The organism is Streptomyces sp. CBMA156 (assembly GCF_014596515.1).
In the GTDB taxonomy this organism is placed as follows: Bacteria; Actinomycetota; Actinomycetes; order Streptomycetales; family Streptomycetaceae; genus Kitasatospora.
In genome coordinates this window covers 1-11,195 of the sequence record NZ_MSJQ01000260.1, presented here as the reverse complement: position 1 = coordinate 11,195, position 11,195 = coordinate 1, and the positions used below count along the sequence as shown (strand labels likewise).

General features: G+C 70.1%; 9 protein-coding genes, 6 tRNA genes and 1 pseudogene. 13 read left to right on the top strand and 3 right to left on the bottom strand.

Annotation, left to right across the window (positions count from 1 at the left end; genetic code table 11):
• On the bottom strand, positions 1 to 2,204 hold a 2,204-nt coding region (locus BU198_RS21775; RefSeq protein WP_317620245.1), incomplete at its 3' end, for a nitrate- and nitrite sensing domain-containing protein.
• A 590-nt stretch (positions 2,205 to 2,794) separates the two neighbouring features.
• Here BU198_RS21775 and BU198_RS21770 point away from each other — a divergent pair.
• The 13 genes from BU198_RS21770 (at position 2,795) to BU198_RS21710 (ending at position 10,277) form a co-directional block, all read left to right on the top strand.
• Positions 2,795 to 3,061 (top strand): hypothetical protein, encoded by a 267-nt coding sequence (locus BU198_RS21770; RefSeq protein ID WP_317620244.1) that lies wholly within the window; start codon positions 2,795 to 2,797, stop codon positions 3,059 to 3,061.
• Positions 3,062 to 3,300: 239 nt separating this feature from the next.
• Positions 3,301 to 4,101 carry a fumarylacetoacetate hydrolase family protein gene (locus BU198_RS21765; RefSeq protein WP_188298539.1) on the top strand — a complete coding sequence of 267 codons (801 nt, stop codon included), beginning with the start codon at positions 3,301 to 3,303 and terminating at the stop codon, positions 4,099 to 4,101.
• Positions 4,094 to 5,593 (top strand): glutamate--tRNA ligase, encoded by a 1,500-nt coding sequence (gene gltX / locus BU198_RS21760; RefSeq protein ID WP_188298538.1) that lies wholly within the window; start codon positions 4,094 to 4,096, stop codon positions 5,591 to 5,593. The genes BU198_RS21765 and gltX overlap by 8 nt, the downstream gene beginning before the upstream one ends.
• A 238-nt stretch (positions 5,594 to 5,831) precedes the next feature.
• A tRNA-Gln gene (locus BU198_RS21755) sits at positions 5,832 to 5,903 on the top strand.
• A 34-nt stretch (positions 5,904 to 5,937) separates the two neighbouring features.
• Positions 5,938 to 6,010, top strand: a tRNA-Glu gene (locus BU198_RS21750).
• A 27-nt stretch (positions 6,011 to 6,037) separates the two neighbouring features.
• Positions 6,038 to 6,110: transfer RNA gene (locus BU198_RS21745), tRNA-Glu, on the top strand.
• 27 nt (positions 6,111 to 6,137) lie between these two features.
• Positions 6,138 to 6,210 (top strand) — tRNA-Glu (locus BU198_RS21740).
• Between the two features lie 27 nt (positions 6,211 to 6,237).
• A tRNA-Glu gene (locus BU198_RS21735) sits at positions 6,238 to 6,310 on the top strand.
• A gap of 49 nt (positions 6,311 to 6,359) precedes the next feature.
• Positions 6,360 to 6,434 (top strand) — tRNA-Gln (locus tag BU198_RS21730).
• A gap of 372 nt (positions 6,435 to 6,806) precedes the next feature.
• Positions 6,807 to 8,231 (top strand): 3-isopropylmalate dehydratase large subunit, encoded by a 1,425-nt coding sequence (gene leuC, locus BU198_RS21725; protein ID WP_188298537.1) that lies wholly within the window; start codon positions 6,807 to 6,809, stop codon positions 8,229 to 8,231.
• A 3-nt stretch (positions 8,232 to 8,234) separates the two neighbouring features.
• The gene (gene leuD / locus BU198_RS21720) at positions 8,235 to 8,831 is read left to right on the top strand and encodes a 3-isopropylmalate dehydratase small subunit (RefSeq protein WP_188298536.1); all 597 of its coding nucleotides are present in this window, start codon (positions 8,235 to 8,237) and stop codon (positions 8,829 to 8,831) included.
• Positions 8,832 to 9,013: 182 nt separating this feature from the next.
• The gene (locus tag BU198_RS44275; protein ID WP_223244747.1) at positions 9,014 to 9,361 is read left to right on the top strand and encodes a hypothetical protein; all 348 of its coding nucleotides are present in this window, start codon (positions 9,014 to 9,016) and stop codon (positions 9,359 to 9,361) included.
• Between the two features lie 133 nt (positions 9,362 to 9,494).
• Positions 9,495 to 10,277: an HU family DNA-binding protein gene (locus BU198_RS21710; RefSeq protein ID WP_188298535.1), complete on the top strand. Its 783-nt coding sequence runs from the start codon at positions 9,495 to 9,497 to the stop codon at positions 10,275 to 10,277.
• 204 nt (positions 10,278 to 10,481) lie between these two features.
• Here the strand turns inward: BU198_RS21710 and BU198_RS21705 are convergent, their stop codons facing one another.
• The gene (locus tag BU198_RS21705; RefSeq protein ID WP_188298534.1) at positions 10,482 to 10,703 is read right to left on the bottom strand and encodes a hypothetical protein; all 222 of its coding nucleotides are present in this window, start codon (positions 10,701 to 10,703) and stop codon (positions 10,482 to 10,484) included.
• A gap of 99 nt (positions 10,704 to 10,802) precedes the next feature.
• Positions 10,803 to 11,195 (bottom strand): annotated as a pseudogene (locus tag BU198_RS21700) (hypothetical protein); the annotation flags it as partial.

The following is an 11,195-nucleotide window of genomic DNA, read 5'->3' as shown; positions in this document are numbered from 1 at the left end:
TCGGGCTGGGCGCTGTCGTCGGTGACCTCGGGCATCCGGCGGGGCCTGGAGCGCAGGTGCACCGGCGGTTCGGACGGGTCCTGGTGGCGCAGGGTGAGCCAGGGCCGGGCGGAGCCGGGGCGGCCGGCGCCGCGGCGGTCACCGGAGTTGGTGACGTCCACCGGGAGCATGACCAGCGCGGTGGTGCCGCCGGAGTCGCTGGGACGGAGCTGGATCCGGATGCCGTGGCGCAGCGACAGGCGGCCGACCACGAAGAGGCCCATGCGGCGGGAGACCGAGACGTCCACCGTCGGCGGGTTGGCGAGGCGCTCGTTGATCTCGGAGAGGTCGTCGGGGCTCAGGCCGATGCCGGTGTCGTGGATCTCGACCAGCACCCGGCCGTCCGGCAGCGCGTGGCCGGTGACCCGGACGCGGGTCTGCGGACTGGAGAACGAGGTGGCGTTCTCCAGCAGCTCGGCGAGCAGGTGGACGAGGTCGTTGACGACGCGGCCGGCGACCTCGGCCGACGGCACGGCGGCGAGTTCGATGCGCTCGTACTGCTCCACCTCGGAGGCGGCGGCGCGCAGGACGTCGACCAGCGGAACGGGCCTGGTCCAGCGGCGGCCCGGGTCCTCACCGGCGAGGACCAGGAGGTTTTCGCCGTTGCGGCGCATGCGGGTCGCGAGGTGGTCCAGCTTGAAGAGGTTGGCCAGCTGGTCCGGGTCCGCCTCGCGGCTCTCCAGCTCGGAGATGAGCGACAGCTGGCGCTGGATGAGGCCCTGGCTGCGGCGCGAGAGGTTGGTGAACATCGCGTTGATGTTGCCGCGCAGGAGGGCCTGCTCGGCGGCGAGGCGGACGGCCTCGCTGTGCACCATGTCGAACGCGTGGGCCACGTGGCCGATCTCGTCGGTGGAGTCGACGGCGACCGGCTCGACCGTGGTGTCGACGTCGTGCGGGTCGGCCTCGGAGAGGGTCTTGACCAGCTCGGGCAGGCGGCGCTCGGCGACGTCCTCGGCCGCGGCCTGGAGGCGGGTCAGCGAGCGCACCATCGAGCGGGCGATCAGACCGGCGCCACCGAGGGCGACGAGCAGCACCAGGGCGACCGCGACACCGATGATCAGGGCGTCGGCGTCGGCCTGGGCCTGGAGGTCCTGGGCCTTGCCGTCCAGGTTCTCGATGAGCTTGGACTCGATCCGGCGCTCGGCCGTGATCTTGGCGCTGGCCTTCTCGTACCAGTCCTTGTAGCTGACCGCCTCGGTCTGGCGGATGCCGCTCTGGGTGAGGATCGTGGAGGCGTAGCGGTCGGCGTCGGCGACCACCGAGTTGTAGCTCAGCTGGCTGCGCAGGTTGTCCAGGTCGTGCGCGGTGTAGATGTTGTTGAAGCTTGCGATCGCGTTGTCGTACGAGCTGCGCAGACGGATACCGAAGGACTCGTCGCTGGCGCTGAGGTCGGGGCTCTTCGGGTTCGCGAGCGCGGCGCTGATCAGGGCCCGCTGCTGCGAGGTCGCGTTCTTCGCCAGCGAGAACTGCTGGAGCGCGCGGGTGGAGACGACCAGGTCCTTGTTGTTCGACGCGAGCGCGATGTCCTGGGTGATGGACAGCAGGTCGCGGATGATCACGTCGTACGCGGTGATCGTCGACTGGATGTTCTGGTTGTTCTGGTACGGCAGGCTGCGGGTGTCCGCGATCGAGTTCAGGTCCTTGCGGATCTGGAGCAACAGCGCCTTTCCGCCGGACAGTTCGAGGTTCTCGAACTTGTCGGAGGACGCGGTGAAGGTGCGGCTCAGGTCGTCGGTGGACTTGCGGGCCGCGACGATGTCGTCGTCCAGCGGGGCGGTCGGTTCCTTGGTGATCGGGCCGGCGCTGATGTCGCGCTCGGTCTGGAGCGCGTCCGCGAGGTTGGTCGCCTTCTTGGCCAGGTCGGACAGGTTGGCCATCTGGGCGAGTTGCTGCGAGTTCTCCATCGAGCTCTGGATGCGCAGGCCACCGAGGACCAGCGAGACCATCACGGGGAGGGCGAGCAGCGCGATCAGCCGGGTGCGGATGCGCCAGTTGCGCATCGCGAGCCGGTTCAGACCGGTGGCGCGTCGCCGGGTCAGCGAGGTGCGGAGCTTGTCCCGGGCGGACTTCCGCTCCTGGCCGTCCTCCTCCGGGCGGCCGGGGGGCTCGGGTGTCACCGGCTCGGCCGGGCCGTCGGGGGCCGCCGCCTGTTGAGGGGCTGCCACAGGCTCACGCGACTCCGGGTTACCCGCGGCGCCGCTACCCCTTTTGAAACGTCCCTGCACTGGCGTCGCAACCTCTGGACCGGGCGTCCCGCCGCGTCGCCACGGCCTGGACGGTGTCGAGTTTCCATCCGCACCCCGGCCGGTCCGGGAGAGCGGGCACCGGGGTGGACCACTCCCTACCCACGGTCCGTCGCATTCCAGCACAGCCGGGGAATCCCAACAAGGGCCGCAGGAACCAGGCCTCCGGCGCTACCGACCGCTTGCACAGTCTCACGGACTGTGCGGTAACGGGTCCGGAATACCGCCTTTTTCGGACACTCGCCGGATACATGCCAAGAATAGCCGTGGTCGGGAAGAGTCGGGGACCTTCCCGAATGCACCTTATCGGTGAAATGTCGGAATATCCCGCTGTGGCGATATGTCGGATATCTGCGTTTTGCTCATCATTTTGTGAGCAAAATCACAGTCCAATGTGTAGCTTTGGTCACGGCCTCTATGGAATGAGATCTCGTAACCTGACTCTCTCCGGAGCACGGCCCAGACCAGCCTGCCCAGAACCCCTCCGAATCAATCGGAATCAACTCAGGCCGGTGCCGATCCGCCGCGATCCGGCCGGCCGTGACCACGAGGTGCTCTCGATGTCCCAGGCGAAGAACGCCACCAAGTCCACGCTGTCCTGCCGCCCCACGGCGAACCCGCGCCGGACGACGCTGGCCTCGGTCGAGGACTTCAGCAAGATCCCGGGTGCCCGCAAGCCCGAGGATGTCGTGACCTACGGCACCGAGCTGCCGGGCGTCACCGCCAACCCGCGCCGCATCCAGCTGATGGTCGCCCCGGTCGTCGTCGTGCGGGACTGACCGGGCAACGCCGTACCGGGGGCGCCGTCGTCACAGCCGTGACGGCGGCGCCCCCGGCCGTTGCCGCCCCGAACCGCGCGTTGTCACCCGGACCGCGCTGAACAGGGGCAAAGCGGTCGGCCGGGGCCCCACGCGATAGCCTGGAGGCCGATTGACGGGGCCCCGCCCACTGCGGGCGGGGCGCCCACCAGCGCCCGGGCGCGCCCCGGGCGGCCGACGAAGCGAGGGGTAGCCCAGCCGTGCGCATTGCCAGGTTTTCCGTCCGGGAGGGGAGCCCTGCCGCCGGCAGCGTCTCCTTCGGTGTGGTGGAGGGCGACCCTTCCCAGCCCGACTCGCTGGTCGTCCACGAGCTGGCCGGTCACCCGTTCGGCCAGCCCCAGCCCACCGGCGAGAGTTACCGCTTCCAGGACGTCCGGCTGCTCAGCCCGATGCTCCCGAACAAGATCGTGGCGGTCGGCCGCAACTACGCGGCGCACGCGACGGAGCTGGGCAACGACGTCCCCGACGTCCCGCTCACCTTCTTCAAGCCGTCCACCTCGGTGATCGGCCCGACCGAGAACATCGCCTACCCGCCGTTCTCGTCGGACGTCCACCACGAGGCCGAACTCGCCGTGGTGATCGGCCGGATGTGCCGCGAGGTGCCGCTGGACCGGGTGCCCGAGGTGATCCTCGGCTACACCTGCGCCAACGACGTCACCGCGCGGGACATCCAGCAGCGCGAGGGCCAGTGGGCCCGGGCCAAGGGCTTCGACACGGCCTGCCCGCTGGGCCCGTGGATCGAGACCGACCTCGACCCGAGCGACCTCGCGATCACCTGCACGGTCAACGGCGAGCCCCGCCAGAACGGCCGCACCTCCCTGATGATCCGCTCGGTCGCCGAGCTGATCGTCCACATCTCCGAGGCCATGACGCTGCTGCCCGGCGACGTCATCCTCACCGGCACGCCCGCAGGGGTGGGCCCCCTCAACGTCGGCGACGAGGTCGCCGTCTCCATCGAAGGCATCGGCACTCTCACCAACAAGGTGATCAAGCGTGGCTAACACTGACCCGGCCGTCCGGGTTCGCTTCTGTCCGTCCCCGACCGGCAACCCCCACGTGGGGATGGTCCGCACGGCCCTCTTCAACTGGGCCTACGCCCGCCACAACGGCGGCACGCTGGTCTTCCGGATCGAGGACACCGACTCCGCCCGCGACTCCGAGGAGTCGTACGACCAGCTGCTCGACGCCATGCGCTGGCTCGGCCTGGACTGGGACGAGGGCCCCGAGGTCGGCGGCCCGGACGCGCCGTACCGCCAGTCGCAGCGGATGGACATCTACGCGGACGTCGCCCGCCGCCTGCACGAGGCCGGCCACGCCTACCACTGCTACTGCTCCACCGAGGAGCTGGACGCCCGCCGCGAGGCCGCCCGTGCGGCCGGCAAGGCCTCCGGCTACGACGGCCACTGCCGTGACCTGACCGACGAGCAGGTCGCCGTCTACAAGCTGGAGAAGCGCGAGCCCATCCTGCGCTTCCGGATGCCGGACCGGACGATCTCCTTCGACGACCTGGTGCGCGGCACGCTCACCTTCGAGCCGGAGAACGTGCCGGACTACGGCATCGTCCGGGCCAACGGCGCCCCGCTGTACACCCTGGTCAACCCGGTGGACGACGCCCTGATGGGCATCACCCACGTGCTGCGCGGCGAGGACCTGCTGTCCTCCACCCCGCGGCAGGTCGCGCTGTACGCCGCGCTCGCCGAGATCGGCGTCGGCAACGGCACCACCCCGCGCTTCGGCCACCTGCCGTACGTGATGGGCGAGGGCAACAAGAAGCTCTCCAAGCGCGACCCGCAGTCCTCGCTCAACCTGTACCGCGAGCGCGGCTTCATCCGCGAGGGCCTGCTCAACTACCTTTCCCTGCTGGGCTGGTCGCTGTCCGAGGACCGCGACCTGTTCGACATGGACGAGATGGTCGCCGCCTTCGACGTCGCCCGGGTGAACGCCAACCCGGCCCGCTTCGACCTGAAGAAGTGCGAGGCGATCAACGCCGAGCACGTCCGCCGGCTGGCTCCCGAGGACTTCGTCCGCCGCCTGGTGCCCTTCCTCCAGGGCGCCGACCTGCTGCCGGCCGAGCCGACCGCCGAGCAGCTGGACCTGCTCGCCAAGGTGGCGCCGCTCACCCAGGAGCGGATGGTCGTGCTGAGCGAGATCGTGAACATGGCCGGCTTCCTGTTCGTGGCGCCGGAGAAGTTCGCCCTCGACCCGGACGACGCGGCCAAGGTGCTGACCGCGGACGCCCGCCCGGTGCTGGAGACCAGCATCAAGGCGCTGGAGGAGCTCGCGGACTTCACCCCCGAGCCGATCCAGGCCGCGCTGCGCGAGGCGCTGGTGGACGGGCTGGGCATCAAGCCCAAGTTCGCCTTCACGCCGCTGCGGGTGGCCGTCACCGGCCGCCGGGTCTCCCCGCCGCTGTTCGAGTCCATGGAGCTGCTGGGACGTCCCGAGACGCTGCGCCGGCTGCGCGGCGCCCTGGACGCCCTGCCGGCCGCCTGAGCGGGCCGCTGAGCAGGCCGCGGGCCCGGCTTCGTGCCGGGCCCGCGGCGTACCCGGAGGTCATCCGCAGGCCTCCCGTCCGCTGCCTGGGGTTATCGATTTTGGAGCCGGGGCCGACGTCGGGTAATGTTCTTTCTGCGCCGCCCGGGAGGGAACGGACGAGGGAGCGAAAGCCCCTCGGAAGGGACCGACCGAGAGGCGCAACGCCTGAGAAGGGCCCGCAGGGGTTCAACTCTGGTGGGGTATGGTGTAATTGGCAGCACGAGTGATTCTGGTTCATTTAGTCTAGGTTCGAGTCCTGGTACCCCAGCGCAGTACGTCAGTACGGCACAAAAGAAGATCAAGCCCCCGTTGTGTAGCGGCCTAGCACGCTGCCCTCTCACGGCAGTAGCGCCGGTTCGAATCCGGTCGGGGGTACTGATCCCGCAAGGGATCACCTGGAAAGCCCCCGTTGTGTAGCGGCCTAGCACGCTGCCCTCTCACGGCAGTAGCGCCGGTTCGAATCCGGTCGGGGGTACTGATCCCGCAAGGGATCACCTGGAAAGCCCCCGTTGTGTAGCGGCCTAGCACGCTGCCCTCTCACGGCAGTAGCGCCGGTTCGAATCCGGTCGGGGGTACTGATCCCGCAAGGGATCACCTGGAAAGCCCCCGTTGTGTAGCGGCCTAGCACGCTGCCCTCTCACGGCAGTAGCGCCGGTTCGAATCCGGTCGGGGGTACTTCAGAGCAGGAAGCCGGTGGGCTCGCCCATCGGCCCTTGCTTTGTGTTGGGGTATGGTGTAATTGGCAGCACGAGTGATTCTGGTTCATTTAGTCTAGGTTCGAGTCCTGGTACCCCAGCCAGAAATTGGAAAGACCCCGGTTCCGGGGTCTTTTTGCTTTTCCCGGAAATATCCCGAAGGGCCCCGCTCCGTTTCGAGCGGGGCCCTTCGGGCTTTCCGCGGGGGCTCCCGGCGGCCCGGGGAGGGTGGGGGTGAGGTGCCGTCCCGAGGCCCCTCGGGGCGGCGCTCGACAGTCACCCGCGCGCCACCCCGGTGCGGCCCGAGCGATGTCCATGCGCTAAGACTGCGGTCTCACTCTGCGAGACACAAGTTCAATCTCCGGCGAAAAGCGCCACTCTGGACGGAAGCGGCCCGGGAGTCTCAGGGCGGCGCACACGCTTTGACCTCGAAGAACACGAGAAGGCCGGCAACGCGGCCGGCTGGAGGGAATCCGATGGGACGGACACTCGCAGAGAAGGTCTGGGACGACCACGTCGTGCGGCGCGCGGAGGGCGAGCCCGACCTCCTGTTCATCGACCTGCACCTGCTCCACGAGGTCACCAGCCCGCAGGCCTTCGACGGGCTGCGGCTGGCCGGTCGCAAGGTCCGCCGCACGGATCTGACGATCGCCACCGAGGACCACAACACCCCCACCCTGGACATCGACAAGCCGATCGCCGACCCGGTCTCCAGGGTGCAGCTGGAGACCCTGCGGAGGAACGCCGCCGAGTTCGGCGTCCGGATCCACTCGCTCGGCGACATCGAGCAGGGCGTCGTGCACGTCGTCGGCCCGCAGCTCGGCCTCACCCAGCCCGGTACGACCGTGGTCTGCGGCGACTCCCACACCTCCACCCACGGCGCCTTCGGCGCACTGGCGTTCGGCATCGGCACCAGCCAGGTCGAGCACGTGCTGGCCACCCAGACCCTGCCGCTGGCGCCGTTCAGGACCATGGCGATCACCGTCGAGGGCGAGCTGCCCGAGGGCGTCACCGCCAAGGACCTGATCCTGGCCGTCATCACGAAGATCGGCACCGGCGGTGGCCAGGGCTACGTCCTGGAGTACCGCGGTTCGGCGATCCGGAGCCTCTCCATGGAGGCTCGGATGACCGTCTGCAACATGTCGATCGAGGCGGGCGCCCGGGCCGGCATGATCGCCCCGGACGAGACCACCTTCGCGTACCTGAAGGGCCGGCCGCACGCCCCGCAGGGCGAGGACTGGGACGCCGCCGTCGCGTACTGGGAGACCCTGGTCACCGACGAGGACGCGGTCTTCGACCACGAGATCTTCGTCGACGCGAGCGAACTGACCCCGTTCGTCACCTGGGGCACCAACCCGGGCCAGGGCGCCCCGCTGGGCTCCAACGTGCCGGACCCGGCCTCCTTCGCCGACCCGCAGGAGCGCCTGGCCGCCGAGAACGCCCTGGCGTACATGGGCCTGGAGGCCGGCACCCCGCTGCGCGAGGTGGAGGTGGGCGCCGTCTTCGTCGGCTCCTGCACCAACGGCCGGATCGAGGACCTGCGGGCCGCCGCGGCCGTCGTGGAGGGCCGCCGGATCGCCGACGGGGTGCGGATGCTGGTGGTGCCCGGGTCCGTCCGGGTCGCCCTCCAGGCCGTCGAAGAGGGCCTGGACAAGGTGTTCACCGCCGCCGGTGCCGAGTGGCGCCACGCGGGCTGCTCGATGTGCCTGGGCATGAACCCCGACCAGCTCGCCCCGGGGGAGCGCTGCGCCTCCACCTCGAACCGCAACTTCGAGGGCCGGCAGGGCAAGGGCGGCCGCACCCACCTGGTCTCCCCGCAGGTCGCCGCCGCGACCGCCGTGCTGGGCCGCCTCGCGTCCCCCTCCGACCTGACCGCCGACGTCGCTGCCGTGGAGGCCTGAGCCATGGAGAAGTTCACCACCCACACCGGCCGGGCCGTCCCGCTGCGCCGCAGCAACGTGGACACCGACCAGATCATCCCCGCCCACTGGCTCAAGAAGGTCACCCGATCCGGTTTCGAGGACGGGCTGTTCGAGGCGTGGCGCAAGGACGAGTCGTTCATCCTCAACCGGCCCGAGCGGCAGGGCGCCACGGTCCTGGTGGCCGGCCCCGAGTTCGGCACCGGCTCCTCCCGCGAACACGCCGTCTGGGCGCTCCAGAACCACGGCTTCCACGCGGTGATCTCGTCCCGCTTCGCCGACATCTTCCGCGGCAACTCCCTGAAGAACGGCCTGCTGACGGTCGTCCTCCCGCAGGAGACCGTGGAACAGCTCTGGGCGATCACCGAGAGTGACCCTTCGGCCGAGATCACGGTCGACCTGGAGGCGCGCGAAGTGCGGGCCGAAGGCGTCACGGCGGCCTTCGAACTGGACGACAACGTCCGGTGGCGACTGCTCAACGGGCTGGACGACATCAGCATCACGCTGCAGAACGAGGCCGACATCGCGGCCTTCGAGACGACCCGCCCGGCGTTCAAGCCCCGTACTCTGCCGGTCGTCTGAGTTCCCCTCAGAACAAGCATTCTGACGATCCGCCGGATGGCCCGTGCCCCCCTCGGGGGGGCCGGGCCATCCGTCGTTCCGGAGCACGAGTTAGCGTCGCGGCCCGCCCCGGATTGCCCATTTGGCTTTGCGGAAGAGGGCCCCGCGCAAGTACAACTGCGGGTAGATGGCACAATCAGTACATGCACCGGCACCATGAACCTCCGTACGCGGGCGGCGAACCCGCAGCGGAGGACTCCAGGGGCCGGCCATCCGAACGCCGAATTGACGACCGGCCGGACGTCACCTCCGCACCAGCTGAGGGGCCGGACGACCAGGAAGTCGCAGCGCTCTACGCGCTCGTGGCCGAGCGGTTGAAGCAAGCTCACGCCCGCGTGCATGCGCTGAACGTGTCTGCCGATGCAAAGACCGCTCTCACCCGTCAACTCCTCATCGTCACCGAGGCCGCCAAGCGCGATCTTCCGGAGGCGGCAAGGCGGTTGAGTCGCTTTGTACATGACCTGGACGAGGGGCCCCCGCCGCTCGGCTGAGGTCGCCGACGCGCAAATCCATTGCGACACTAGGGTGATTCGCGCGTTTGGTAATTGAAAGTCCGCAGATACATACCTAACGTGCGAAAAGAACGGATGGAATCATCCGGCGCCCGTTTCCGAAGGGGAAGACGTGAACAAGGCTCAGCTTGTCGAAGCGGTGGCCGAGCAGCTGGGCGGTCGCAAGGCTGCCGCAGAGGCCGTCGACGCAGTGCTCGACACCATGGTCCGTGCCGTTGTGGCCGGTGACCGGGTTTCGGTCACCGGGTTCGGCACCTTCGAGAAGGTGGAGCGCTCCGCGCGCTTCGCCCGCAACCCGCAGACCGGCGAGCGGGTCAAGGTCAAGAAGACCTCGGTGCCCCGCTTCCGTCCTGGCCAGGGCTTCAAGGACCTGGTCAGCGGCAGCAAGAAGCTGCCGAAGGAAGGCCCCTCGGTGAAGAAGGCCCCCAAGGGCTCCCTCACCCCGGGCAAGAGTGGCGTGGCCGCCACCCCGGCTGCCAAGCGTGCCGCCACCAAGCGCGCCGCCGCCGCCGCTGCCGCCGCCCCGGCCACCAAGAAGGCCGCCGCCAAGAAGACGGCGACCACGGCCGCCGCCAAGAAGGCCGCGACCACGGCTGCCGCCAAGAAGACCACGGCGACCGCCAAGAAGAGCGCCGCGAAGACCACGGTCGCCAAGACCACGGCGGCGAAGACCACGGCTGCCAAGACCACGGCCGCGAAGACCACCGCCGCCAAGAAGACCACGGCGGCGGCCGCGACCAAGAAGACGGCCGCGGCGAAGAAGGCCACCACCACGGCTGCCGCCAAGAAGACCACGGCGACCGCCAAGAAGGCGACCGCCACGGCCAAGAAGACGGCGCCGGCGAAGAAGACCGCCACCCGCAAGACCACCGCGCGCAAGACCTCTGCCAAGTAAGTCCCGCGCGGCCGTCCCCGGACGGCTTTCGGCCAGGAGCCGCGGCACCCCCTTCCGTGAATTCACGGAGACCGGTCGCCGCGGCTCTTTCGATTTCCGGGCGCTTAGTCAGGAATCGACGGCATGCGGCGGCCCGGAGCCGCCCGGGGTGTGGCGGGGCCGGTCTGCGCTCGGTCAGGGGCCCGGTGGCGCCGGGTCCTGCCGTCAGCCCCCGGCGGGGTCGGGGAAGGTCTGGAGCGTCACGAAGACCACCCGGCGGGCCTCGCCGGTGCCCTCGGTGCGGATCCGCACCCGCTGTCCCGGCCGCAGCAGCCGCAGGCCGCCGGCGTCGAAGGCGGCCGCGTCGAACGGCACCGGGGTCCCGTCGTCGAGCAGCACGGAGCCGGCCCGGGTGGCGGGGTCGAAGGTGAACGCGGTGGCCTGCATGCGAGCAGCATAGCGAGCGGGCCGGCCGGGGCCCCGGACCAGGTCAGGACCCGGGCCGGGCAGCTGCCGGGACGGGTTCAGGGCAGGCTCAGGGCAGGCTCAGGACAGGCTCAGGCGGGCGAACAGCGCGCTGGTGTGCGGGCCGAGGCCGAGCACCGCGGCCTCGCCGAGGTCCGTCCCGGTGTCCACGTCCCTGCGCACCGACTCCACGTCCGCGAGGCGCAGTTCGAGCGCCCCGCCGGCCGCGTGCCGGGCCCGGGAGCCGTCCCCGAAGGCGGGGGAGAGCGTGTGGCCCGGGGCGCAGGCGAGCAGCGTGGTGCCGAGCCCGGGGGAGTCCGGCAGGAAGGCCCGGCCGTCCGGCGGCACCGCGCCCAGCACCCGGGCCAGTTCGGCCGGCGGGGGAGTCCGGCAGGAAGGCCCGGCCGTCCGGCGGCACCGCGCCCAGCACCCGGGCCAGTTCGGCCGGGCGCAGCGCGGGCAGGTCGGCGGAGA

Coding starts and splice junctions, on each gene's coding strand:
- BU198_RS21705 (WP_188298534.1), bottom strand. CDS start 10,703: ATGCAGGCCACCGCGTTCACCTTCGACCCCGCCACCCGGGCCGGCTCC.
- BU198_RS44275 (WP_223244747.1), top strand. CDS start 9,014: ATGCACCGGCACCATGAACCTCCGTACGCGGGCGGCGAACCCGCAGCG.
- leuD (WP_188298536.1), top strand. CDS start 8,235: ATGGAGAAGTTCACCACCCACACCGGCCGGGCCGTCCCGCTGCGCCGC.
- leuC (WP_188298537.1), top strand. CDS start 6,807: ATGGGACGGACACTCGCAGAGAAGGTCTGGGACGACCACGTCGTGCGG.